Raw genomic sequence first — 23,968 nt, forward strand, 5'->3', positions numbered from 1 at the left:
GCCGTTGCCAAAGCATCATTGTCCCTAACCTTTCATGAACACGTTTAGCCTAGCCGTTCTCCCTGCTCTGCTTTTGGTGGCTGCGGCCCAGACCTCCCTGGCTCAACAGGCCCACGTCAATCTGGACTGGAATCCGCAGAAAAATGATCGAAATCTGGTGCCGTTTGGAGCCGGTGTAATTTCGCCCGAAGTGCTGGACGACCAGCGGGTCACGTTCCGGCTGAAAGCGCCCGATGCCCACGCCGTTGCGCTGACGGGTGGCCCCATGCTGCTGGCCCTTGGGGCGAAAGAGCCGGTTCCCTTTCAGAAAGGTGCCGATGGTGTCTGGTCGCTGACCATCGGACCGGTGAAGCCGGATATATATGTTTACAAGTTTATCATCGACGGCGTAACCGTACCGGATCCCAACAACACCCTTACTGGTTTTGCCGATCAGCCGGGGTTTAGCAACCTGGTGGTACATGGCAGCGGACCGGCCTACTACGACGCCCGCAATGTACCGCACGGAGCCGTAACCCGCCACATCTACCACTCCGATGTATTGAATGGAGAACGGGAGATTTACGTATATACACCCCCTAACTACGATCCGAAAAAGAAGTATCCCGTATTGTATCTGGTCGGTGGCAGTGGCGAACTGGCCTCCGGCTGGAGTATCGATGGCCGGGCTAATTTTATCGCCGACAACCTGCTGGCCGAAGGCAAGGCTGTGCCCATGATTATTGCCATGCCCAACAACCAGGTAGTTCACCGCAGCGACCCGAACCATACCGAGTTTACGTTCAACCTGTTTGAGCAGGAGCTACGCAAACAGATTGTTCCCTTCGTTGACAAACACTACAGCACCCGCGCCGACCGCAAGGGCCGCGCTTTGGCCGGTTTATCGATGGGCGGGCGGCATACGCAATTTGTGGGTATCAACAAATGCCTGGATCTGTTCAGCTCATTTGGTATTCTGAGCGCCGGCGACCTGGAGCCGGAAAAAACCAGCGCGGCCTTTCTGAACGACCCCAATGCCAACAAAAAAGTAGATTTCCTCTTTCTGGGGCAAGGCACGGGCGAAGTGTCGGCTCCCATCGGCAAACGGGCGGTTGTGCTGCACGAAGCCCTGAAGAAACACAACATTAACCATCAGTATTACGTAGGTGGCGACGGTGCCCACGACTGGGGCACCTGGCGGCATCTGCTGTACTACCAGTTTCTGCCGAATCTCTGGCGGAAGTAGTTTTTAGTTTGAGGTCTGTAGTTTGTACGGGGCAACCGCCTGGTGGCCCCGTACAAACTACAGACCTCAAACTAAAAACCATTAAAACCCCTTTTCCCATGAAGCCAAACAAAAATACGCTCTTCGCCCTCATGCTGGGCCTGACAGCACTAATCGCTCCCGACGCATCGGCGCAGATGCAGCAGCGCCCACCGACGCCCAACGACACACTCCGCTCTCCGCATGTGCTGCCGGATAATCGCGTGGCTATCCGGGTATACGCGCCCAAAGCCAGTGAAGTCATGCTGTCCGGTGATTTTCTGGCGGGCAAACCACCTGTTGCCCTGACCAAAAATGAGCAGGGCGTCTGGTCGGCAACGGTTGGCCCGCTGCGGCCGGATTATTACACCTATACGCTGATGGTGGATGGTGTACGCACCATCGACCCGAAGAATGCCATCATCAAGCAGGGTGTCAGCAGCCTGGAAAACGTGATGGTGGTGCCGGGCAGCGAAACCGCGTTTGAAGATAACCAGTCGGTGCCCCACGGCGAACTGCGGCAGGTCTGGTACCCGTCCAACACGCTGGGGATGCTGCGCCGGATGCACGTATACACGCCACCGGGCTACGAGAAAGGCAACACCAGATATCCCGTGTTTTACCTGCTGCATGGCGGGGGCGATGATGATTCCGGCTGGCCGACCATCGGCCGCGCTAATTTTATCCTGGATAACCTGATCGCGGCCGGTAAAGCCAGGCCCATGATCGTGGTGATGCCCAACGGCAGTATGCCCGCTTCAGTAATGGGCCAGGACCCGGCCCAGCGGATGAACAAAATGACAACGGCGTTTACCGAGGAACTGCTGAAGGACGTAATTCCGCACGTGGAGAAAAACTACCGGGTGCTGCCGGGCCGCGAAAACCGGGCGCTGGCCGGCCTGTCGATGGGTGGCCTGCAAACGCTGGACCTGACGTTCTCCAACCCCGACCAGTTCAACTACGTAGGCGTATACAGCTCCGGCTTCTTCGGTCCCACCATCGACGGTGCCGAAACCAAATACGCCAAAGCCCTACAGGACCCGAACTTCAACAAGAACAAGAAGTTGCTGTTGTTCCAGATCGGAAAAGATGATTTTCTGATGGAGGCCAACCAGAAAACGCTGGGGCTGCTCAACAAGCACAACATCAAATACCAGTACAAGGAAACCGAAGGCGGCCACACCTGGATCAACTGGCGGCAGTACCTCAACGAGTTTGCGCCTATGCTGTTTCGGTAGTCCGTCTGTACCGGACTAAACAAAAATCCCGGCACTCTCGGAGTGCCGGGATTCGTACCCACCGTAATTTATAACTTAACCTTGCCCCCAATACGGAGAATCAGGCAGTTAGGTTGCGTAACGAGCGGGAGAAATTTAAAACGCAGGTAGGCTTGTGCGCTGAGCTACCGGCCTCTTTACCGTTTATAAGCCGATCTGTACACCTACCGCGAGGGTATGGAATATACTGAAGTTATAAAAGTTATTGGTATCGCCACCACCTTCCAGGATTCGGTAACCGGCTTTTAGCTTGGTCTTTGGGGGAAGGGCATAGGTAAGACCGCCAAAATAATCTTCGGCTCGGCCAAAGGGCGAGACAAACCCATCGCCCTCTACCCGCAGACCCAACCGGCCCGGCTGGTAATTAACGTAGAGGTTAAGCAGGGGCACAATATCAATGTTTGAGGAACTAATTAATATTCCATACTTTGACTATCAGATTTTTTTCCTGCCTTTAACGCGTTATCGAATTTTATTTTTATTCAATGAGAAGACGAAGCTTTATACGAAACATGGCGACTGCTGGGGCAGCATCCGCGTTTATTCCTTATCTGGATCTTCTGGCATCACCCAATGCCCGAAAAGTAAAGATCACTGATATTAAATGTGTTCGCACCAAAATAGGATTCAGACCAAGCCTGCTGGTGAAGGTAGAAACAGATGCGGGCATAGTAGGCATAGGAGAGTGCCACCATGATGAGAACAGTATAGGGGCAAAGGATATAGTCCTAAACGTAATTAAACCCATTTTGGTAGGGCAGGATCCTTACGACCTGGAGCGCCTGGTGTTTAAGATGAGTACCCGTACATCCTATTATGGCGGCAATCACGGCATTCCGTTACACGCTATTACAGGCGTGGAGTTTGCGCTCTGGGATATCCTTGGCAAGCTGGCCGATCAACCCGTACATAACATTTTAGGCGGAGGCCCACATCGCAAACAGGTTCGGGCCTATTGTACCGGCCGCCCACGCGATCTGCTGAGCAAAGATTCCTGCGCCGAGTTTGCCGAGCGAATGAAAAAACAAAAGTTTACGGCAGCTAAGGTTGATTTTATCCGTGACCAGCGATGGGAGCAATTGGATAACCGGATGATGTCAAACGCTGAAGTGGATCGCAATGCCCGTGGTTTTCAGAACGTGCGGGATGCCGTAGGGCCCGACTTCGACATCGCGGTGCATGCACATTGGGAGTTGGATTTTGACAGCGCCTTACGGGTAGCCCATGCCGTGGCTCCCATTAGGCCCTGGTGGTTTGAAGATCCGCTCCCTATCGGTTACAACGAACAATGGATAAAACTGACCGAGCGTTCACCCGTGCCTATCCTTACCGGTGAAAACCTCTATACCCGTGATGATTTCAGGCCCTTTATTGTGAACGCGGCCGTGAATAAAATAGAGATCGATATCTCTATGGCCGGCGGATTGCTGGAGGCTAAAAAAATAGCGGACCTTGCAGAAACGTATTACATGCCGGTCGCTACCCATAATGTGGCAGGCCCTGTGGCTACGGTAGCCTCTGCCCACTGGGCGGCAACTGTCCGCGAGTTTGCCGGGCATGAAGCCTTTATGAATAATCCGCTGAATGCTGATGGAAGGAGCTGCAACGGTGACAATGCGGTGTTAGGCTACGGTGTCGATTTGTTGAAGGATGGTTATCTGCAGTTTAACGGCAAACCTGGTTTCGGCATTACCCTTGACGAAAAACTGGTGAAAGAGAAATACATGGTAGCCGGCGAAACCTGGTGGGATTAAGAAACACCTGAAAATACGTTGCCAGGGTTGAAGTCACCCAAAGCGCGGGTTGAAGAAATCGGTTTCGTTGCATAGAATCCTTGTAGCTTATTTTCGGCGAGAAGTTTTACTACCTGGTTCTTGAACCATGATAAAGGAATAAGCCGCCTAGCAGCGCTACCCTTGTTGGCGGCAGTCAAAGTCGCGTAGTCGGTTTGCCAGGTCTTCTATGTCGTCTTTCCTGGCGATTTTTTGAATCCAGCTTTTTGGAATTGCGCCAAATCCGTAAAGTAGTCCTGCAAGTCCGCCGGTAACTGCTCCCGTGGTATCTGTATCTTCACCTAGGTTCACTGCTTTTAAAGTCGCTGCTTTATAGTTGTCTGTTGTCAACAAGCACCAGATACTTGCTTCCAACGTATGCAACACATAACCACTGCTACGAATGTCATAAGCTTTCAATTCATAAATGTTTCTATTCAACAAACGGTCAAACAATTTTATTTCGTCTGGATTTACTAAAAGCGACTTCAGGAAGTCAGTTATTTCAGTTTGCAGGTTCTTGTAAATTTCAAATTTGTCTTTACCATTTATGATTTGTCGTGCAAATTCAAGATAATAAAAACAAGCAATTACGGAACGAATGTGTCCGTGGGTAATTGAGGAAACTTGTTTTGTGATTTGATATCTGTCAGCAAGGTCTTTGTCTTTAGTATAAACAAGTAATGGCAAAATTCGCATTAGCGAACCGTTGCCATTATCGGAGATTTCCATTCCTCCCGCTAATTCTGGACTATAGCCATTTTGTAAGCGTCTAATTGCTTGACTTGTAGCAATACCAACGTCAAACACATGTCCTGTTGGTGTCCAAAAGTTATGATTTAACCACTTCACAAAATTGTTTCCTATTTCCGCCAAACTAAATTCGTGTGTTAATGCTTCTGCAAGACAGAACGATAAAGAACTATCGTCTGAAAAAGTTCCTGCCGGAAGATTATAGGTTCCAAAACCTATCATATCAGTTACAGGCTTTTGAGCGATTAAAGCTCTGCTTTTGAATTCAACAGGAACTCCTAAAGCGTCACCGACAGCAATTCCAAATAATATATCCTTGTAAAGATTTCTTTCTTTCATTGAGGGGTATCAAAACAACTTTAGGACTACCAAATTAATTTACTAATTCATGTTTAAGTTGAAAAATCGAACAGCATTATTGTAAAAAATATCTTTCTTTTGAACTTCAGTTAGGTATTTTGCCGATTTAACTGATTCAACAGCAGCTTTAATAGATTCAGGCCAAATCATTTGATCCGATCCCCACATTATTCGTTTTCCAAAACCTGCACCGACCAACCGTTTTAGATATAAACTAAATTCCTCTTTTGGTAGCATATAGTTGATGTAACTAATGTCAACATATACTTGTGGGTGTAAATACAGCAGATTTAGCATATTATCTATCCAGGGCCAGCCAGCGTGCATTACATACACTTTAAGTTTGGGATGCTTTACCAATACATTTTCCAGATTAAGCGGGTTGCCTGCAGCACCACGTATAGCCTTGAAACCCATTAGAAATCCACCCGGAGGGCCAGTGGCTAAGTGTATGCCAACGGGAATTTCCAATTCTTCTGCCAATGCCCAGTAGGGTTCATAGGCCGGTGCATCGGCAGGGAGGCCCTCGTATTGCGGGCCTAACTCGCCAATTACCTTTATACTGTCTCGCTTTATAATGGTGCGTACACTATCAGGGCTTATTTTATCAGACAGTAAAAACATCAGTGATGAAATGATGCCATCCGGATTTGCCTTTTTCCATTCATTCATTTTCGATCCACTCGTCACCGCCTTTATAATATTATACTTCTTCATCATTTGAAAACTCTTGTGCATAATTATGGAATCGGTGGCACCGGAAATAACTTCATCACAGTTTAGCAATTCATTGAATCCCATTGGCTTGTTTGCCGGCAGGTATTCGGTTACATGACCTTCGCAAAAAGATATGGAATGTTTTCCTAGCCAATTTGCGGGAAAGGCATGCATATGGACATCAATGATTGGGTAATTTCTTTTCTGTTGTCCATATGCAATATTGAAAAGACACAGAAGCCAAAAGAATTTTGGGAATAACGGCAGGGATAAATAGTTTCTCATTTGCAAACGGTCAATTTGAGGGATGATTAAATACGATGCAAAAATGGTCATCATTAAACCAATTAAATTCACATAACGGTTGACGGCTTGGCAGTGTGGAGGCATTTGAAAAACGTTAAGCCCCGAACCAAAGGCGACTAAAGATATAAAATTTGATGATAATTACTATTGACCATCTGTGTTGGGTCACGGTGGAACTGCTGCCCGACAATATTACTGTTGTTGATGCTGCATTCGGTCGCCCAGCCATACCGCCAAACCTATGTTATATGCCCTTTACCCGTTTTTTTGACTACGTGTGTTTAAGATGCCAACCTTCAAATGGTTTCACCGTTGCGCAGTTTGGCCCACCATCTTTGTCAGTTCCTGCAACTATAGCCTCCAACATAGAATTGCCCAATAATGAATCAATGTCTTGCCAAGTAATTCCTGTCAATGGGATTTTAAGTCGTCTTGACCAAAGTGTATCAGGTTGACCAGCAGCAGTGCCGATGTCGATGTACACAAACTTATTATCAGTTGGACCTTGAACAAAACTGCCTGATAGCTTTGGAAAAGTGTCTTTTGATCTCTCACCTTTTACTTTAACTGTAAACGTAAAAGATAAATCGTTAGATGTAGAAATTTGCTTTTGAATTGTTTCGTAATTGCTGCCAGATCCCTTTTGCAAACCAAAAACCACATTTGGTGTAGGCTTGATAAGTACTATATGGAGTGTTATTTCTGATTCCATTTCGGCTTTGTTGCGTGGCTCATCTGGTAAGGCCGCTAGTCGCGTGGCGACCAATACGACTTAACTTCTCCTGTATACCTCTTCAACCGTAGCCATGCAGCAAAGCCAGAAGCCGATATAAACAGGCGGTAAATTTCTTTACGTGTTCGGTTGCTCGCAGGGATGTGGCGCAACGTAGTTTTGCGCCGGCTTATTGGTTCAAATTCCGCTATTATATGCAAAAATCTTAGTACTACAAACTTTTCAACACTTTCTTTGCCGCCTGTAACTGCTCACCCGCCGATGTGGTCTTCAGGTTGGTAATTTCAAATCCATCCAGCACCTGCTCCAACTGCCGTAACTTGTCGGGCTGGTTGTTCTGCTGAAACTGCTCTCTTAAGATACGGGTTTTTTCGTAATCCTGAATGCCTTCAATCAGGCGCTCAAAACGCAGGGAGGTGCGGGGACCGGGATACACAAAATAGGTGTCGCCGGCGGCCCAGCTGCGGAAGCGGGAGTCGCGCAACGGGTCTTTTACCCAGGAGTTGTAGGCCCAGCGCAGGTAGCCGTTGTAGCCCTTGTGGGCCGAGTGCCAGGCCAGCCAGGTGGATTCGGCGGGTGGAGAAAAGGTAAACGTGTTGGGGTAGCCCTCCGGACAGGCTGTGTAAAACGTGGTTTTTTGCCCGCGCTGTTTCCGCTGTTGCAACGTCGTCGGGTCAATGACCTGGTTGGAGGCAACGCTGTAGTCGGCCAGGTCCTGCTGGATTTCGGGATGGTAGTTGCCGGCCAGCACGACCTTGAAGCCTTTATCCACGCTTTTTATGAGTGCTATGGCTTTCTGCATGGCTTCCAGCGGGCGCTCGTCCATAGCAATAGTTGTCTTCGCAAACCAGCCTTTCTGCTTCAGGTGCCGGGCAAAGTCGGTCAGCATGGGCCGCCAGTGGTTGTCGTATTCGGGGGTGCCGGTTTTGGCTATCAGAAACGTGTCTTTGCGGGCGGCTTCGTCGTAGTAGGCAAACTTCAGATCCCACGGAATCATGCTGTAGCAGTTGATCTGCTGGTCGATACCCAGCGCCATCATGTAGCTGACCCACTGGTCAAAGAGGGTGTAATCGTATGTCCAGGTGCCATCTTTCTTTTTAATCCAGCGAACCATCGAGCCGTAGACATCTTCGGTCTGGCTCCGCCACGGGTCGTTGATGATGGTCGTTGTAATGACTTTCTGCCCGGCATTGGCCAATAACTGCATGTATGGCTTCATCACGTTCATGTGCGCCTGCGACCACGGCTTTACGGTATGCACCCGCGCCACCGCATATGGGTTCTGCCAGAGGTCCAGATGGAATCGCCAGTCTTTCGGAGCCGGTAGGGTATGGTTTAGCACGTCAATCGTATATTCTAACGGTGTTAACCGGGTGTTTTTGCCTGTTTTTATGGTGACGGTTCCCTTATAAACGCCAACAGGTGTATTGGCCGGTACCGAAACACTGAGCCATATTGGTTGGGTAGTCTGCTGTGCAATCGCCAGCGACGGCGTAAAGTCTATGGCATCAGCAACGAGCGACGAATCAAAATCGGCGGCTTTGCGGTTGCCGCAGCCGGTGCCGTCGGGGTTCAGGGCGTCGGTCATGACATAGCGGACAAAGCCGGCTTTGACCTGGCTGGCCGGAATGCGGCTGCCGTTGCTGCTCCGGAGATCGCCCCACTCCAGACTGACGGGGGCCAGGGGAGCGGTGGTCCAGATCAGCAGTTGTGTGTGTACTTTTTCGCCCCGCCAGGCTTTGGCACTCCATAGGGAGCTGAGGGCAGCAGTGGGAGCCGTATGCTTTTCGTAGCGAACATCGGGAGAAGCAAAGCTTGCGTAGGTGCCGGCCTTCACAGCCTGCCAGCTTGCCTGATTGATAGGCTTGGGGTTGGGCAGTTCGGTGTAGGAGTGGGCGAGCGGTTGCGCCGATACAGACAGTGTGCCGATTAGCCCGCTAATGAGTAACAGATATTTTATCATGGCAGGTCAAGGTTGAGAAACGGAGCCACTTCATTGGTTTTTATACGAAAAGTAAGCAATTATAGGCTTGCCCAGGGTTGATTTTAATGAATTAAGCAAGCCAAGATGGCTTGCCCTTACAGGGCAGCGAGCAGGGCACGAATAGGCTGGGGCTACAAACCGCTGACCCCTCTGGGGTACTATGAAGCACAGCTTTACCCCGAAGACCGGCTGCATATTTTCGTAGCCATAAGCCAGCAGCCCTCTGGGGTACTATGAAGCACAGCTTTACCCCGAAGGGGTCAGCGGTTTGTAGCCATATCACCTTTCACAATCGCACCACTGCCCTTTAGGGGCAAGCCTACTTTTGCACGATTATCTTCCTATAACCAATTCAGGCTTGGGGCACCCAACAGCTCGCTTCATTCGTGAACATCAATCAGGGCTAACCTAAATCGGCTCGGCTAATACGTTAAAATTACCAAATGGGCTTTTACCACAAAGAAAGCAAACCGGAAACAGTATGTCTACTTCCGTTATGGCTTTTTTGCACATGGCATCGTCTAACGGAAATAGACGATTCTTTCCTAACCCTTCATGATGTATAAACCACTATCTATCCGCTTTTGGGCAGGACTGCTGGGTATAGCTGCGGCCGGTGCCGGGCTGTATGCCTGCCAGACTACCCGGCAATCGGCTGCGCAGGCGACAACGACCCAGACGACTACCACGGTTACCCAGACTACCCCGGCTCCGCAACCCCGCGTGCTGGTCTTTTCAAAAACCAAAGGTTGGGTACACACGTCCATTCCGTTCGCCGTTGCCGCCATTCAGAAACTGGGTGCCGAGAACGGCTTCCGGGTTGATACCACTAAAAATGCCGCTTACTTCACCGACGACAGCCTGCGCAATTATCAGGCCGTAGTATTTAACAGCACCACCGGCAACGTGCTGAACCCAAAGCAACAGGCGGCTTTCGAGCGCTACATCCAGGCCGGGGGCGGGTACATGGGTATCCATTCGGCGGCCGATACCGAATACGAATGGCCCTGGTACGCCAAACTCATGGGGGCGCATTTCTCCAGCCATCCGAGCCAGCCGAATGTGCGGAAAGCGACCGTGGACGTGACGGACAAAAACCACCCGTCTACCGCTCACCTGCCCGACAAATGGGAGCGCACCGACGAATGGTACAACTACCGATCGTTTTACTCCGGCCTGAAGGTGCTGGCCAACCTGGACGAAAATACCTACAATGGCGGTACCAACGGTGCCTATCACCCCATTGCCTGGTACCATGAGTTCGACGGGGGGCGGGCGTTTTATACCGGCGGGGGCCATACCGATGAGTCGTTCAGCGACCCGGTGTTTGTGAAGCACATTCTGGGTGGCCTGAAATACGCGATAGGCACCGGCAAACCGCTGGATTACACCAAGTCGTATGCAAAGGTAACGCCGGAGGAAAACCGCTTTGTGAAAACCATTCTGGTGAATGGGCTGAAAACGCCGATGGAACTGGCCGTGTCGGACGACGGCCGCATCTTCTACTCCGAGCTGCGCACCGCCAATTTGTACGTCTACGACACCAAAACCGGCCGCAATGCAGTGGCTCACCGGTTCGACGTGGTGACTAAAGGCGGCACCGGGCTGATCGGTGTTACGCTTGACCCGAATTTTAACCGGAACAGTTACATCTATCTGTACTATTCGCCACCGACGGATAAAGAGCCGATTATCTTCAACCTGTCGCGGTTTACGGTGAAAGCGGATAACACGCTGGACATGGCCTCCGAGAAGATACTGCTTCAGGTGCCGGTGGAGGAAAACAGCGGGTCGCACCACGGCGGTTCGCTGGCTTGGGACAAAGACGGTAACCTGTACCTCTCCACCGGCGATAGCTCCAGCCCCTTCCCGTCGGACGGCTATGCTCCGCTGGATGAGCGGCCGGGTAAGGAGCACTACAGCCTGGATGCCCAGCGGTCGTCGGCCAACACCAACGACCTGAAAGGGAAAGTGCTGCGTATTCACCCCGAGCCGGATGGTAGCTACACGATACCCGCCGGTAATCTCTTCCCGAAAGGTATGGAAAAGACACGGCCGGAGATCTACTCCATGGGGCACCGCAACCCGTACCGCATTGCCGTAAACCCAAAGACGTCGGTGCTGTACATCGGCGAGATCGGGCCGGATGCCGGGAAAGACAGTATTCAGGGGCCACGGGGGTACGATGAATTCAATCAGGTGCGCAAAGCCGGTAACTTCGGCTGGCCGTATTTCATCGGCAACAACTACGCCTACGCCCACTGGAATTTTGCTACCAAAACGGCCGGTTCGCGCTTCGATCCGAAGGCCCCCGTCAATAATTCACCCAATAACACGGGTCTGAAAAATCTGCCGCCTGCCCAGCCGGCCATGATCTGGTACCCGTATGCCGCTTCACCGGAGTTTCCCGAACTGGGACAGGGTGGCCGCAGCGCTATGGCGGGGGAGTTTTACACCTACAACAAAAACTCACCTTCGAAAACCAAATTCCCGGACTACTACGACGGTGCCCTGTTCGTGTTCGACTGGATGCGCAACTGGGTGCTGGCGCTGCGCTTCGACGAAAACGAAAACTACGTCCGCAGTGAACCCTTTATGGCCGCCAACGGCGATTTCCGCCGGCCCATCGACCTGGCGTTCGGCAAAGACGGCGTGATGTACATGCTCGAATACGGCTCGGTGTACGGGGCCGACAACGAGGATGCCCGGCTGGTAAAGATCGAGTACAATACCGGCAACCGGCCGCCTATTGCCCGGGCGGCCGTGGTGGATTCGGCCCTGACGGCCCAGGCCAACGCCCGCGCCTGGCTGACTTCCGACAACCGGAACGCTCCTGTTATCCGTGAAGCCGTTGGTCAGGCTCCGCTGAAGGTACGGTTTAGCAGCCGGGGATCGCGGGATCTGGACGACGACGATCAGATTACCTACCAGTGGCTGTTCGACGGCAAAACGGTGGGTGCCAGTACGCCCAACGCCACCTATACCTATACCCAGCCGGGAGAATATAAGGCGATACTGAAGGTAACCGACCAAAATGGGTTAGTCGGTCTTGATACCCTGGTGGTGAAGGTCGGCAACGAGAAACCGGCGGTGACGATTACCACGCCCGGCAATAAGTCGTTTTTCTGGGAAGGAAAGCCCGTAACGTATTCGGTGCGGGTGACTGATAAGGAAGACGCCAAAATCGACCCGAAGAAAGTTAAGGTGTATTTCAGCTACAATCCGGAGCCGGGTACGCTGAACAACCAGCCGCAAATGGGTCACCAGGAAATAGCCCTCACCGAAACCAATTCGCTGGGTAAGAACCTGATCGCCGGCAGTGATTGTAAGGCCTGCCATACCATTGATAAAGTGTCGGTCGGGCCGTCGTATGTGGCCGTGGCGCAGCGGTACAAGGGTAAGGCGGGGGCCCTCGACCAACTGGCAAAGAAGATCATCGCCGGGGGAGGAGGCAGTTGGGGCACTACCTACGTCATGAGTGCCCACCCGCAGATACCCGCAGCCGACGCGCAGGAAATGGTAAAATACATTTTCTCGCTGACAGATGCGCAACAGCAGGCGAAAACCCTACCGCTCCAGGGCACACTGCCGCTGAACCAGCATAAAGCCGGCGAACCCCGTGGGCAGTATACCGTAGTGGCTTCTTACACCGATAACGGCGGCAAGGGCATAGGGCCGCTGACCAGCACCGACGCGATAAGCCTGCGAAACGCCAAAGTGCCTGCCGTGTATGCCGATGCCCATCCCGGATTCGCCAGGTTTGGCAATAATCTGAGTTCAGGAAGCCACAAAGCGCATATTCTGTTGAGGAATATCGACCTGACGGGAATTCGCAAACTGACATACGAATACGCGTCGCTGAACAAGGATGGGGAAATTGAAATGCGTATTGATTCTTACGCCGGACCTGTCATCAGCCGGACGGCATACACTGCAACGGGCGACTGGAAAACGGTAAAACAGGTGATGGGCGAAATCAGCCAACCGGTGACCGGCCGGCATGATGTATATGTTGTCGTGGTCAGACGGGAGAAGCCATATACCGAAATTATCAATCTGAAGTCTGTTCAGTTTAACGAGTAGGCAGGGGAGGGTTCAGGAAGGAAAAAGAGGTTTGTAGCCGGTGACGGTTACAGACCTCTTTCCGTTAGCGGCATGCTCTCACTCCAGTACGACACCAGCGTGCGCACTGTCTGGTTCCAGTTGTCAGGTTTAAACAGATGGGGCGTGGAGGTTCGGTTCAGGGACGTATCTGACCAGGAAGAGGCATTGTCGTTGCCGTAGGTAATAATGGGAACCAGGCGCGTCAGCGGATGTTGCTGAATTGCGTTCATGACCGACCGGAAGTAGTCGGAGGCCGTGTCAATATCGACCATAATCAGAATGGGCCGGGTGCTTAGCTCTTTCAGAAAATCCTCTAATCCTTTTACGCCGTCGGCATACGTTTCCGGCCAGAAATGGCGGGTAGGCACTCCCTGAGTCTGAAACTCATCCAGTAGTTGGCGTTGGTCACCGGGGCATCCTCCGATAACCAGTACAGAGTAAAAAGTATTCATGTTGAGAATCTCATAGAGGTGGTGATAAGTATTGGGCCTGCCAATCCTATAGAGTAGTTGGCAGGGAGTCGAAAGTTACAATAAAAAAATGTAATTTTCTAATGCCGGCTTATAAAAAATTTAGAAATTATACGTGTCCTAGTAGCATTTATTCAGGTAATCCCCATTTTTGACGTATACAGACTCTTCAGGAGCCGCTTTCCCGTATACGTTTGTAGGTTCGGATGGCCATAAGTAGCACACCCGTAAAGGCAATCAGCCCCAGAATTCCCCACAACATACTCACGGCATCCTTCAGCACGACCAGAAAAACTATACCGACCAGGAAGATGGTGGCCACCTCATTCCAGATCCGAAGCTGCGTAGAAGTATAGCGGGTAATACCCCGCTGCTGCTGCCGGAAGATCACATGGCAGGCGATGTGATACAGATACAGTGTGGCCACCAGACAGAGCTTGATGATGAGCCAGCCGGGTGTGGCCCCGTAGTTATACCAGGTGCTCAGCCCCATTATGAGCGTTATCACCGCCGAGGGCCAGGTGATGCCGTACCAGAGCCGACGCTGCATCAGGGCTAGTTGTCGTTGCAGCACCGTCCGCTCGCCTTCGGGCAGGGTGGTGGCTTCGGTGTAGTAGATAAACAGCCGGGGGATGTAAAATAATCCCGCAAACCAGGTAACAACAAAGATGATGTGCAGTGCTTTGAAATACAGAAACGTCATAGCTGTACAAGTCATGTGTCGGCGTCACACGACCTGTACAGACCGGTGCCGCTTACAACTTATGGGTTGTATTCGGATTCAAATATACAAGCACCAGGGCAGATGCCGTACCCTGTAGCCGGGTATAAGCCTATAACACGCCCTGACCGGTAGCCGGCATGGTTGGCTGCGTGGCTGTTTCGCCGGCCTAAGTGAGGTAAATGGGTGCCGTTTAGCCTTTCGCACCGTATGTTTCAACCCCGATTTTGTGGTAAGCACCCTGTCCTTCGCCCATCCACTCTTCCCCGCATCGCTTTCAAAGGGGGCAATCAGGGTGCCGCCTTTTTAAACGCCAGCCGGGGTTTGCCTTCCCGGTGCATCGAGATAGCGGCCGGAGCCTGCACCCGGATTTTGGTACGGCTGATTGATGCTGAACCAGGCCAGAATAATCCACTTCCCGCTATGTTGCATCAGTAGCAAGGTCAGCAGGAAGTAAACACATGACCATTTTCATGGGTATTGCCGGATTACGGAACAAAGATAAACCCGTACCGGCAGGAATTAACACGTAGTGGCAACCAATGTATTTAAATCCTTATTTTCTGCCGGTTAACGGATGTAGTGATGGTACACACCTCTATTTCCGCCGTTCATCCTATATCAGTTGAGCATAGCTCAATTGCCGCTTAACTTGTCCTCCAGTCCGTTTGCCAATATCCTTCTCCCTTAGCGCCATGTTCAGATTTAGAAAGAAAGCCGCCGGTGCCTCTCCAACCGGTAAAAAATCTCCGCTCCGGGAGTGGCTCGATTCCCTCCTGTTTGCCGTAGTAGCTGCTACGCTTATTCGCTGGCTGACGGTTGAAGCCTTTGCGATTCCGACACCGTCGATGGAGAATAGTCTGATGGTCGGTGACTTTCTGTTCGTCAGTAAGCTGCATTACGGCAGCCGCACGCCCAGTACGCTGTTGCAGATACCGCTGACGCACCAGAAGTTATGGGGCACCAACATCCCATCGTACAGTCCGGCTATTCAACTGCCTTCTTTCCGGTTGCAGGGTTTTACGCAAGTGAAAAACGGCGATGTGGTGGTCTTCAACTATCCGCCCCAGAAGCCGGGTGAGCCGGATTATCCCGTCGACATAAAGACGTATTACGTCAAACGGTGCATCGGCATTCCGGGCGATGTAGTAAGCATGCGACGGGAACAGGTTTATGTCAACGGCAAAGCCATGCCAAATCCGCCCCGTTCGCAAACAAGTTATTTCGTGAAAACGACCAACGTGCTGAACGACCGATTCTTTCGCCGGTACGGTATCGTCAATGATTTTAAATCGGCCGAGGGACCATTCATCAACTGGCAACCTATTGAAATCTATAATGACTCGTTAAAAACCTCCGTGTTGGTCGGCTACCAGGTCAATACCACCCGCGAGACCATTGCCAGGCTGAACGAACTGGATTGGGTAAAGGGTATTGAACCGATGACCGACGTACCCGAAAATACAGGGCAGGGCGTATATGGCAGTACCTCTCACCGCTGGAACCGGGATAATTTCGGCCCGCTTACCGTTCCGAAGAGGGGGACGACAATACCCATCAATCCGCAGACAATTGCGGTCTATGGCCCGGTCATTCAGCGGTATGAGGGAAATCAGAATGTAGCGGTAACGCCAACCGGCATCCGGATCGACGGCCGGCCGATTACCACCTATACCTTTAAGCAGGATTACTACTTCATGATGGGCGACAACCGCCATAACTCGGAGGACTCCCGCTATTGGGGTTTTGTGCCCGAAGACCATGTAGTCGGCAAGGCCATCTTCGTCTGGATGTCGATCGACCCGGTGCCGACAGACATCTGGCACACGATCCGGTGGAACCGGTTATTTCGGATGATTGAGTAGTGAGATAGGGGCAAAAGCTACTCTCTGCATGGGCAGACGGATTATGGCTGATAATATCCGCATAATCCTGTACATTGTTCCGGCCTGGCGTTTCCTTACAGGCTAAGCTTATTCTTACCGGCTTTCAGCAGGAAGGTCTTGCCTTTTCAGACAAAATTACCGGCGGTGTTTGGGGCAGATTCAGTTCAGCCTGCAGCTTACCCTGCTGTACTTTGTAGTTGACAGAAATCTTTGATCCAGGCCCTGAGCGGGTTAGTAAAGTCGAAATTCCCAAATACTTCCGGTACTGATCATCACTGACCTTTGCCAGCCAAACAATCAAATGATGCACAGGCCTGATTTTCATGGTCGACTTTTTGGGAAAGGCGGCCAATTCAATCCTCTGTATTCATTAGGCGAGACTCCTACTTTTTGCTTGAAGAACCGGGTGAAATGCTGCGGATATTTGAAGCCTAACTCGTAAGAGATTTCGCTGACCGACTTGCTGGTGTCGAAGATCCGTTCTTTGGCCAGGTCGATTATGTGCATCTGAATATACTCCAGGGCCGATTTACCGGTTTCTTTTTTCACCAGATCGCCGAAGTAGTTGGCCGACAGATGCAACTGGTCGGCAAAGTAGGCCACCGTTGGCACTCCTTCTGTTTTTAGGCAGTCGCCCGCCAAATACTCGGTTAGCAACTGCTCAAACTGCTCCAGAACGCCCTGGCTGGCCTGCTCACGGGTAATGAACTGACGGTCGTAGAACCGCAAACAATACTTCAGCAGTAACTCAAGATTGGCCACGATCAGCTTTTTGCTGTGCCGGTCGATGTTCTGGCTGATTTCGGTGGCAATATTGGCAAAACAGGCATTTACGATGTCCCTCTCCCGGTCCGACAGATGCAGGGCCTCATTGGACTGGTAGCCGAAAAACGAATACTCGTGAATCTGCCTGCCCAGACTTGTGCCCTTGATGAGATCAGGGTGAAAAATGAGCGCCTTGCCATACGGTTGGTGCAGTTCCCCTTCCGGTTCGCTCGTAACGACCTGCCCCGGCGCAAAAAAGACGACCGTGCCCTCGGCATAATCGTAGTATTTATTACCGTACCGCAGATCACCGCAGTTGGTTTCCTTGATGATAATGGCGTAAAAGCCCAGCATGAACTTCGTCCGTCTTAACGGGGCGGATCGGTTCAGATCAACCAGGTTGATGAGCGGGTGCTGCGTCCGGTTATTGAACGTGTCGCTGTAATGCCTGATGGTATCGTAGACGATCATAGCCTGAGTGTTTAGATCAAAACTACACACGAAAATCGTGGATTACGGCAGCACCTGTAAAATTGGTAGATAAAACCGTAAAATGTATAAAAGTAAGTAAACAGATATGGCGTAATTTTGCAGTGTACTTACTGAATCATCAGCCTAAATACCTGTAAATGAAACGTATTATTATTGCCTTACTGCTCCTGGCGGGTATCTTCACAGCGCGCACCGGTTTTGGACAATCTGCCGATAGTACCCAGACCATCTCCACCTTTTCGGGTACGGTGGGGCTTACCAACAACGGGTTTTCGATTGTGCCCACGTTCTCGCTGAATCGCCCGGCGGCCATCATGAATTTCTATTGGCGAAAAAAGCGGTTCAGTTTCGACCCCGATATTCGCCTGGTTTCTGATGCCAGTAAGGGCGGGTTTATTTTCTGGTTCCGGTACCGCCTGATCGAGCAAAAGAAGTTCAGTCTGCGGGTGGGTGTACATCCGGCTTTTTCGCTGGTCCGGCGAACCATCACCGAGAACGGCACCAATGGCGAAATCACCGAGATGCTGCGGTTTGCTGCGGCTGAAGTAGTACCCAACTACCAGATTACACCCAACTGGAGCATCGGGGCGGTGTATCTGCACGGGAGCGGCCTGCAAAAGTGGGGACCGCAACATACCAATGTTCTTTTCCTGAACACCAATATTTCAAACATCAACCTTGGGGGCAATGTCCGGCTAACCCTCGTTCCGATGGTGTATTGGCTATACGTCGACGGCCACCGGGGAAGTTACTTCTCGGCAACAGCTATTCTGGGTAAGAAAGGAACGCCCTTTACGATTCAATCGACCATCAACCAGACATTTAAATCCAACATACCCAAAAACAAAGACTTTATGTGGAATGTTATGGTCGCCTACAACTTCCGCACAACCTTTAAACACGTCAATTAGTCAGCCATCAGCCAGAAGACATTAGCGGGCTTTACCGCATTTAATATCAACTAACGTCCTGTACATATAACCAGCTCAACTCCATGAAACAGCTTCTCATCTTGGTTTTTCAGCTTCTGCTCCTGTTTATCGGCGATGTAGCCTGCAAAACCATTACCGGCATTGCGCCCGAGCAGGCCGGCCCTGAAACCAACACGAATGATACCATGAGCACCCGAATCAGCATCAAAACCGGCTCCCGTACGTTCGCAGCAACCCTCCTCAACAACGCTGCCGTTACCGCATTTAAACAACAATTACCGCTTACTCTCTCCATGAAGGAGTTGAACCGGAACGAAAAGTATGCTCAACTGCCCAACGAGTTACCCACAAACGCAGCGAACCCCGGCACGATTCAGTCGGGGGATCTGATGCTGTACGGTTCCAACACGCTGGTGCTTTTCTACAAGACGTTCCGGACCTCCTACAAGTATTCCCGGCTGGGCCGGATCGATAACCCGGCCGGACTGACGGCCGCCCTGGGTGCCGGTGACGTTACGGTAACCTTTGCCTTGGAATAGAGGCAAAATTAAGGCTGAAAGGGGCATAGTAGCGAATGGGCACAAACCGCTTACCCCCCACCGGGATACGAGACCCGTCGGGATACCTGGGTAAACCTGGTAGAGGAGCATATCCGATAGATTATACTTATTTCCGGTACTGGTCATCCGCAACTTTTTCCAGCCAGTCGACCAATTTCCCGTTGAGGTTTTCCTGAATGGCGATATGGGTCATGCCGGTTGTGGGGCTAGCTCCGTGCCAGTGCTTTTCGTTGGGCTCAAACCAAACCACATCGCCCGGGTGAATTTCTTCAATGGGACCGCCTTCCCGCTGCACCCAGCCGCAACCGGCGGTGACCAGCAGCGTCTGGCCCAGCGGATGGGTATGCCAGGCCGTGCGGGCACCGGGTTCAAAGGTAACACTCGCTGCGGCTGCCCGTCGGGCGTCATTGGCCGCAAATAACGGGTCAATGCGCACGGCACCCGTGAACCAATCGTCCGGCCCTTTGCCGGATGGCTGTGAACCTATTCTGGTGATTTCCATAATCAAATCTACAATGTTTTGACCACCTTTGCCGGAACACCCGCTACTACCGTGTCGGCCGGCACATCCCGGCTGACGACAGACCCGGCAGCTACTACCGGGTTTTCGCCGATGGTCACTCCGGGCAAAATGGTTGCCCCGGCACCAATGCAGGCATTGCGTTTTACCACAATCGGTTTGAGCAGAACGGTTTTCCGGTCATTCGGGTCCAGCGGATGGTTCTCGGTGATCAGGTTTGCTTTAGGCCCAATCAGCACATCATCTTCGATGGTGATGGTACACAAATCCAGACGGGTTGATGGCTCATTTTCCTTTTATGTCCACTAGTTACCTTTTCGTTGATGTAGGTTAGCAGCGGCATATTCATGAACGACAGCGCATTGGTAGTCGTCCAGGCTCTGTTTGAATTAATAGAGTTGGGATTAAAACCCCGTGGCGTTTTATAATAGTTGAAATAATCAACCACAAATTGAGGTTCGTTGCCTACAGCTTTTCGGGCAGATTGTTGGTAGACGGAGCCGGTGTCCCGTTCTCCGCATCGGCCCAGCGCTGCCGGCTCATTTGTTCCAGCATATCGGTGCGTTGTTCGGCGGTTAGTTTGTCAAAATAGCCTTTCGCCATCACCCGCGACATATCATACATGCTGGTAGTGGGGACGTGATGCGCGAAGCCGCATTTTTATGTTTGTCGTAGCTTTCTGAGGGCTGTAGCTTCAGGGCTTCGTGGATAATCAACTGGATGTAGTTGCGGATGAGGTCGTCTTTGTAGGTATAATCCGTCTGCTGCTCCTCAATCATTTTCCGGACTGTAGGCTGGAACGTCTTTCGACCAGGGACCGGATTATGAATTGAGGGCCACTTTAATTCCGCCGGGAACGGTTATCATTCCCTCTCCCGGCAGATTCGGTAAAACCGCTTGCTGATCCTATTTCACTGCCACGGGCATAGCGTAGTTCTTTCCTGCATCGTCCAGCACCAGCACCCAATCCTGCCCGTAGCCGCTGGAAGGGGGCGTGAACATCTGCCGGCCCTGGTTCGGATAGGTAGCCACCAATTTCGCTTCGCCTTTACGCGGGTCAAACCAGTAGGCGTTGACCTGGCTGCCGGAAATTTTATCCAGGTTTACGGTAAAGGGCTTACCGGCTGCGGTATAGATAAACGCGTAATCTTTTCCACGAGTCGCCTGGATTCGTTCGGCAGGAGTCAGGTTGTTCTCCACTACGAGTGACTGGTCGGGTACGCGGTCCAGCAGTGGACGGGATTCCAGCAACCGCCGAACGTGCTTCATCTGGTTGGCGGCCGGCAGGTCCAGCGCGTCGTACCAAAAAAAATGTGGCCCATTGACCGGCTCCCGGCCGGGGCCGTACATCTGCCAGATGTCGTGGCAGCCATATGTATGGCCGTGTGCGCCCGCAAACAGGTCGAGGTAGGCGTATTTGCGCACGTCATAGGCATTGGATGTGCCTAAATCGTTGACGTTGAAGCAGACGGGGTGATCTTCGTAGATCGGTTCGGCGTCCATGACCGGTTTGGTCGGGGTGCGCTGGTACACGGCAGCAATGCGGTCGTAAACAGGTACATCGCGGCAGTGGCCGTTCTGGAACATGTTGAAGTCGAGCCACTGGTCGTTGTGGAACCACTGCGACGACCCGCCGTACTGCACGTTGCCGGTCGGTTGCGGATGGTAACTCAGCAGGGCTTTGTCGTGCCCGCCGGCCCCTTCGACCACACCTTCGGCCATGGCCCGCCAGACGGCCACATCATTGTCGTTGCGCGGGTTGCGGTCGCCCCCCATAATCCAGATGATGTTGTTGCGGTTTTTGTAGCGGTTGCCGATCCACTTGCCGTAGGCGCGGGCGTTGGTGGTGTTAAAGATTTCCGGCCCTTTGCCCCAGGTCGACTTGAACAGCTTGTCGCCCCAGCTTGGCAGCAGACCAACAGCAATGCCGTATTCGGCTGCTTTGTCGACGATGTAGTCGACATGTTTAAAGTAGGCTTCGTTGGGTTTAGTGGGGTCGTTGTTCAGCAGGGGCTTGTCGCCGTTGGCGTTGGGCGTATCCAGGCCGTCGAGTTCTGCCAGCGCCACCGCCTGCACGACAGTGAAGCCCTGTTCGGCGCGTTTTTTCAGGTAGCGCTCGGCCTCGTCGCGGTTGAGCCGGTGGAAAAGCTCCCAGGCCGTATCACCCATCCAGAAGAAAGGGGTGCCGTCCTGGTGAACCAGATACCGCTGGTTGTCGGAAACACGCAGGCGTCCGTGAGAGAATGGGTTCTGGGCCAGTGCCCATCCGCAGGAAGCGAACACGGCAACCATAGTTAGCCATTTTTTCATGAGTACGGGTCAGGATTACTGATTCGGTCAATTTTTAAGTAGCAAGTTGCCGCCAAAAGAAGACATTTGCAATAATCTTCCGGGTTTACACCGACATGGCTTTCCACCGGGTAACCGGTCGGGACCCTGAAACGGCCGGTTACCCGGTGGGGTAGCACCTGCTGAATTTTATGAGTGGAGCGAACGGCCGCGTGTAAACAACGCCGGTCGGCCCGACGTTAACCGTGTATGAAAAGCAGCCTTACTGAACTGATTGCGCAGGGGGAAGGGGTCCGCCTGGAATTTAAAAGCTCCATTTCAAGTGCAGCCCGCATAGCCCGCACACTGGCAGCTTTTGCCAATACTGCAGGGGGAACGCTGTTGATCGGAATTGACGACGGCCGGGTGTCGGGTATCGAATCAGAATACCGGGAAATGCAGAAGATTGAGAAAGCAACTGATTTTCATGTAGACCCCTCTATTCTGGTGAGTTACGAAAACGTTATTGTCGAGGGGAAACAAATACTGGTGATTGACGTATCGGAAAGTGCCGATAAGCCGCATTACGCTATAGATGAACATGGGCATCGGACTATTTATGTGCGCTCCCGCGATAAATCCGTGCCAACGAACAAACTGATTCTGGCGCAGGAAATCGCTGATCCACAATTACTGCAATCGCCGACGGTGCGAACATTACTACAGTTTCTGCGGAAAAACGACACCATTACGCCCGCTAAACTGGCTCAACTGGTCAACATTTCCGACAGCCGGGCCACTAAATTGCTGCGGCAGTTAGCCGAACAGGGCCTGTTACTGATGATTGATCACCCCCGGCCGGTGCGGTACTCGCTGAAAATTTCAGAATGAACCGATCGGGGATTTAGGCTGTCGGACCGTTTTCCAATTTATTATTTTTGCCGTTAGGCTAAACGCTTTGTGCGGAGCCTAACTATCCCGAAATCCCAAATCCCCAATCCTATGACTTTAATTACCCGAATCGACACGTCATTCATAACGGACTATTTCCAATCCCTACAGGATCGTATCTGCCAGGCGCTGGCAGAGGCCGACGGGCGGGGAGACTTCCGGGAAGACCTTTGGGAGCGCCCCGGTGGCGGGGGCGGGCGCAGCCGCGTAATTCAGGATGGAGCCGTGATCGAAAAAGGCGGGGTTATGTTCTCGGCTGTTCACGGCGAGGCATCGGAGGCTACCCTGCGGCAACTGAACCTCACCGTCTCGGCCGAATTTTTTGCTACGGGTGTCTCCATTGTGCTGCACCCGCGCAACCCGATGATGCCCATTATTCACATGAACGTTCGGTATTTCGAAATGAGTACCGGCCATAACTGGTTCGGCGGGGGAATCGACCTTACTCCGCACTATGTGGTTGAAGACGACGCCCGCTGGTTTCATCAACAACTGAAGGCTGTTTGCGACCGGCATAACCCGGAGTACTATCCTAAATTTAAAGTCTGGGCTGAGGATTACTTCTTTCTGCCTCACCGGAACGAAACCCGTGGCGTGGGCGGCATTTTCTTCGATTACCTGAAACCCTCTGCCGAAACACCCAAAGAAGACCTGTTTGACTTTGTACAGGACGTGGGTAATGCCTTTGCGCCCATTTATACCCACTTCATGGATAAAAATCGTGATCTGCCCTATGGTGAGCGTGAAAAACACTGGCAACTGCTGCGCCGGGGTCGCTATGTCGAGTTCAACCTGGTTTGGGACCGGGGTACAAAATTTGGGCTGGAGACCAATGGCCGCACCGAATCAATCCTGATGAGCATGCCTCCGCAAGCCAACTGGATATACGACTACATGCCGAAACCCGATAGCGCCGAAGCACACACCTTGGCGCTGCTGAAGAAAGGAGTTAACTGGGTGTAGGGCAGCCGCCTTTGGTAAATAGGAGTGCGCACGTAGCCCCAGGTGAATAGACTGTAAATGAACAGTATAGGCAGAAAGTGCTGCTGTGAATGAAAATATTCTAAACCAACAAAGCAGTATAATTAGCCTCGTTTGAGGTTTTGTTGGTATAAAATCCGGTAGTTCGCTTACTTTGTTGTTACTACAGAAGT

General features: G+C 51.9%; 22 protein-coding genes. 9 read left to right on the top strand and 13 right to left on the bottom strand.

Annotation, left to right across the window (positions count from 1 at the left end):
- The first annotated feature begins 34 nt into the window (after positions 1–34).
- The gene (locus ABD931_RS15940) at positions 35–1,225 is read left to right on the top strand and encodes an alpha/beta hydrolase-fold protein (RefSeq protein WP_345268799.1); all 1,191 of its coding nucleotides are present in this window, start codon (positions 35–37) and stop codon (positions 1,223–1,225) included.
- Positions 1,226–1,323: 98 nt separating this feature from the next.
- Positions 1,324–2,481, top strand: a complete 1,158-nt coding sequence (locus tag ABD931_RS15945; protein WP_345268800.1) for an esterase — start codon at positions 1,324–1,326, stop codon at positions 2,479–2,481.
- Positions 2,482–2,664: 183 nt separating this feature from the next.
- Here the strand turns inward: ABD931_RS15945 and ABD931_RS15950 are convergent, their stop codons facing one another.
- The gene (locus ABD931_RS15950) at positions 2,665–2,910 is read right to left on the bottom strand and encodes a hypothetical protein (protein ID WP_345268802.1); all 246 of its coding nucleotides are present in this window, start codon (positions 2,908–2,910) and stop codon (positions 2,665–2,667) included.
- A gap of 122 nt (positions 2,911–3,032) precedes the next feature.
- On the opposite strand from ABD931_RS15950, the gene ABD931_RS15955 reads away from it, so the two are divergent.
- Positions 3,033–4,274 carry a mandelate racemase/muconate lactonizing enzyme family protein gene (locus ABD931_RS15955; RefSeq protein ID WP_345268803.1) on the top strand — a complete coding sequence of 414 codons (1,242 nt, stop codon included), beginning with the start codon at positions 3,033–3,035 and terminating at the stop codon, positions 4,272–4,274.
- 156 nt (positions 4,275–4,430) lie between these two features.
- Here ABD931_RS15955 and ABD931_RS15960 read toward each other — a convergent pair whose 3' ends face one another.
- The 4 genes from ABD931_RS15960 to ABD931_RS15975 all read right to left on the bottom strand — a co-directional run bounded on the left by ABD931_RS15960 (position 4,431) and on the right by ABD931_RS15975 (position 9,124).
- The gene (locus ABD931_RS15960; RefSeq protein WP_345268804.1) at positions 4,431–5,384 is read right to left on the bottom strand and encodes an ADP-ribosylglycohydrolase family protein; all 954 of its coding nucleotides are present in this window, start codon (positions 5,382–5,384) and stop codon (positions 4,431–4,433) included.
- A gap of 42 nt (positions 5,385–5,426) precedes the next feature.
- On the bottom strand, positions 5,427–6,512 hold the full coding sequence (locus ABD931_RS15965) for an amidohydrolase family protein (RefSeq protein WP_345268805.1): 1,086 nt from the start codon (positions 6,510–6,512) through the stop codon (positions 5,427–5,429).
- Positions 6,513–6,699: 187 nt separating this feature from the next.
- Complete coding sequence (locus tag ABD931_RS15970; RefSeq protein WP_345268806.1) at positions 6,700–7,140, bottom strand: DUF5990 family protein; 441 nt, start codon at positions 7,138–7,140, stop codon at positions 6,700–6,702.
- Positions 7,141–7,372: 232 nt separating this feature from the next.
- Positions 7,373–9,124, bottom strand: coding sequence for a DUF4091 domain-containing protein (locus ABD931_RS15975; RefSeq protein ID WP_345268807.1), 1,752 nt, complete (start codon positions 9,122–9,124; stop codon positions 7,373–7,375).
- A gap of 576 nt (positions 9,125–9,700) precedes the next feature.
- Between ABD931_RS15975 and ABD931_RS15980 the strand changes: the two genes are divergently transcribed.
- A complete protein-coding gene (locus ABD931_RS15980; RefSeq protein ID WP_345268808.1) occupies positions 9,701–13,228 on the top strand; it encodes a ThuA domain-containing protein in 3,528 nt (1,175 codons plus the stop codon).
- 47 nt (positions 13,229–13,275) lie between these two features.
- Here the strand turns inward: ABD931_RS15980 and ABD931_RS15985 are convergent, their stop codons facing one another.
- Positions 13,276–13,701, bottom strand: a complete 426-nt coding sequence (locus tag ABD931_RS15985; protein ID WP_345268809.1) for a hypothetical protein — start codon at positions 13,699–13,701, stop codon at positions 13,276–13,278.
- Positions 13,702–13,888: 187 nt separating this feature from the next.
- Positions 13,889–14,422: a CopD family protein gene (locus tag ABD931_RS15990; protein ID WP_345268810.1), complete on the bottom strand. Its 534-nt coding sequence runs from the start codon at positions 14,420–14,422 to the stop codon at positions 13,889–13,891.
- Between the two features lie 713 nt (positions 14,423–15,135).
- On the opposite strand from ABD931_RS15990, the gene lepB reads away from it, so the two are divergent.
- Positions 15,136–16,305, top strand: a complete 1,170-nt coding sequence (gene lepB / locus ABD931_RS15995; RefSeq protein WP_345268811.1) for a signal peptidase I — start codon at positions 15,136–15,138, stop codon at positions 16,303–16,305.
- A 342-nt stretch (positions 16,306–16,647) separates the two neighbouring features.
- Here lepB and ABD931_RS16000 read toward each other — a convergent pair whose 3' ends face one another.
- Complete coding sequence (locus ABD931_RS16000; RefSeq protein ID WP_345268812.1) at positions 16,648–17,562, bottom strand: helix-turn-helix domain-containing protein; 915 nt, start codon at positions 17,560–17,562, stop codon at positions 16,648–16,650.
- Between the two features lie 158 nt (positions 17,563–17,720).
- Between ABD931_RS16000 and ABD931_RS16005 the strand changes: the two genes are divergently transcribed.
- The gene (locus ABD931_RS16005; RefSeq protein WP_345268814.1) at positions 17,721–18,494 is read left to right on the top strand and encodes a hypothetical protein; all 774 of its coding nucleotides are present in this window, start codon (positions 17,721–17,723) and stop codon (positions 18,492–18,494) included.
- Between the two features lie 83 nt (positions 18,495–18,577).
- Complete coding sequence (locus ABD931_RS16010; RefSeq protein ID WP_345268815.1) at positions 18,578–19,054, top strand: cyclophilin-like fold protein; 477 nt, start codon at positions 18,578–18,580, stop codon at positions 19,052–19,054.
- A gap of 127 nt (positions 19,055–19,181) precedes the next feature.
- Here the strand turns inward: ABD931_RS16010 and ABD931_RS16015 are convergent, their stop codons facing one another.
- The 5 genes from ABD931_RS16015 to ABD931_RS16035 all read right to left on the bottom strand — a co-directional run bounded on the left by ABD931_RS16015 (position 19,182) and on the right by ABD931_RS16035 (position 21,905).
- A complete protein-coding gene (locus ABD931_RS16015; RefSeq protein WP_345268816.1) occupies positions 19,182–19,577 on the bottom strand; it encodes a (R)-mandelonitrile lyase in 396 nt (131 codons plus the stop codon).
- A gap of 8 nt (positions 19,578–19,585) precedes the next feature.
- Complete coding sequence (locus ABD931_RS16020; protein WP_345268817.1) at positions 19,586–19,861, bottom strand: DapH/DapD/GlmU-related protein; 276 nt, start codon at positions 19,859–19,861, stop codon at positions 19,586–19,588.
- Between the two features lie 199 nt (positions 19,862–20,060).
- Positions 20,061–20,219 (bottom strand): hypothetical protein, encoded by a 159-nt coding sequence (locus ABD931_RS16025; RefSeq protein WP_345268818.1) that lies wholly within the window; start codon positions 20,217–20,219, stop codon positions 20,061–20,063.
- Complete coding sequence (locus tag ABD931_RS16030) at positions 20,198–20,374, bottom strand: hypothetical protein (protein ID WP_345268819.1); 177 nt, start codon at positions 20,372–20,374, stop codon at positions 20,198–20,200. The genes ABD931_RS16025 and ABD931_RS16030 overlap by 22 nt, the downstream gene beginning before the upstream one ends.
- A gap of 127 nt (positions 20,375–20,501) precedes the next feature.
- Positions 20,502–21,905, bottom strand: coding sequence for a glycoside hydrolase family 140 protein (locus tag ABD931_RS16035; RefSeq protein WP_345268820.1), 1,404 nt, complete (start codon positions 21,903–21,905; stop codon positions 20,502–20,504).
- 228 nt (positions 21,906–22,133) lie between these two features.
- Here ABD931_RS16035 and ABD931_RS16040 point away from each other — a divergent pair, with 228 nt between their 5' ends.
- The gene (locus ABD931_RS16040) at positions 22,134–22,754 is read left to right on the top strand and encodes an RNA-binding domain-containing protein (RefSeq protein ID WP_345268821.1); all 621 of its coding nucleotides are present in this window, start codon (positions 22,134–22,136) and stop codon (positions 22,752–22,754) included.
- 111 nt (positions 22,755–22,865) lie between these two features.
- On the top strand, positions 22,866–23,777 hold the full coding sequence (gene hemF / locus ABD931_RS16045; protein ID WP_345268822.1) for an oxygen-dependent coproporphyrinogen oxidase: 912 nt from the start codon (positions 22,866–22,868) through the stop codon (positions 23,775–23,777).
- The last annotated feature ends 191 nt before the right edge of the window (positions 23,778–23,968 follow it).

Origin of the sequence: Nibrella viscosa (assembly GCF_039541875.1) — a bacterium.
GTDB lineage: Bacteria > Bacteroidota > Bacteroidia > Cytophagales > Spirosomataceae > Nibrella > Nibrella viscosa.

Bases quoted from the DNA above. Each gene is read 5' to 3' on its own strand.
- ABD931_RS16005 (WP_345268814.1), top strand. From the start codon at position 17,721: ATGAAACGTATTATTATTGCCTTACTGCTCCTGGCGGGTATCTTCACA.
- ABD931_RS16000 (WP_345268812.1), bottom strand. From the start codon at position 17,562: ATGATCGTCTACGATACCATCAGGCATTACAGCGACACGTTCAATAAC.
- ABD931_RS15955 (WP_345268803.1), top strand. From the start codon at position 3,033: ATGGCGACTGCTGGGGCAGCATCCGCGTTTATTCCTTATCTGGATCTT.
- ABD931_RS15985 (WP_345268809.1), bottom strand. From the start codon at position 13,701: ATGAATACTTTTTACTCTGTACTGGTTATCGGAGGATGCCCCGGTGAC.
- ABD931_RS15965 (WP_345268805.1), bottom strand. From the start codon at position 6,512: ATGCCTCCACACTGCCAAGCCGTCAACCGTTATGTGAATTTAATTGGT.
- ABD931_RS15990 (WP_345268810.1), bottom strand. From the start codon at position 14,422: ATGACGTTTCTGTATTTCAAAGCACTGCACATCATCTTTGTTGTTACC.
- lepB (WP_345268811.1), top strand. From the start codon at position 15,136: ATGTTCAGATTTAGAAAGAAAGCCGCCGGTGCCTCTCCAACCGGTAAA.
- ABD931_RS16025 (WP_345268818.1), bottom strand. From the start codon at position 20,219: ATGTATGATATGTCGCGGGTGATGGCGAAAGGCTATTTTGACAAACTA.
- ABD931_RS16030 (WP_345268819.1), bottom strand. From the start codon at position 20,374: ATGATTGAGGAGCAGCAGACGGATTATACCTACAAAGACGACCTCATC.
- ABD931_RS15940 (WP_345268799.1), top strand. From the start codon at position 35: ATGAACACGTTTAGCCTAGCCGTTCTCCCTGCTCTGCTTTTGGTGGCT.
- ABD931_RS15945 (WP_345268800.1), top strand. From the start codon at position 1,324: ATGAAGCCAAACAAAAATACGCTCTTCGCCCTCATGCTGGGCCTGACA.
- ABD931_RS15975 (WP_345268807.1), bottom strand. From the start codon at position 9,124: ATGATAAAATATCTGTTACTCATTAGCGGGCTAATCGGCACACTGTCT.
- ABD931_RS16010 (WP_345268815.1), top strand. From the start codon at position 18,578: ATGAAACAGCTTCTCATCTTGGTTTTTCAGCTTCTGCTCCTGTTTATC.
- ABD931_RS16015 (WP_345268816.1), bottom strand. From the start codon at position 19,577: ATGGAAATCACCAGAATAGGTTCACAGCCATCCGGCAAAGGGCCGGAC.
- ABD931_RS16035 (WP_345268820.1), bottom strand. From the start codon at position 21,905: ATGAAAAAATGGCTAACTATGGTTGCCGTGTTCGCTTCCTGCGGATGG.
- ABD931_RS15960 (WP_345268804.1), bottom strand. From the start codon at position 5,384: ATGAAAGAAAGAAATCTTTACAAGGATATATTATTTGGAATTGCTGTC.
- ABD931_RS16040 (WP_345268821.1), top strand. From the start codon at position 22,134: ATGAAAAGCAGCCTTACTGAACTGATTGCGCAGGGGGAAGGGGTCCGC.
- ABD931_RS15970 (WP_345268806.1), bottom strand. From the start codon at position 7,140: ATGGAATCAGAAATAACACTCCATATAGTACTTATCAAGCCTACACCA.
- ABD931_RS15980 (WP_345268808.1), top strand. From the start codon at position 9,701: ATGATGTATAAACCACTATCTATCCGCTTTTGGGCAGGACTGCTGGGT.
- hemF (WP_345268822.1), top strand. From the start codon at position 22,866: ATGACTTTAATTACCCGAATCGACACGTCATTCATAACGGACTATTTC.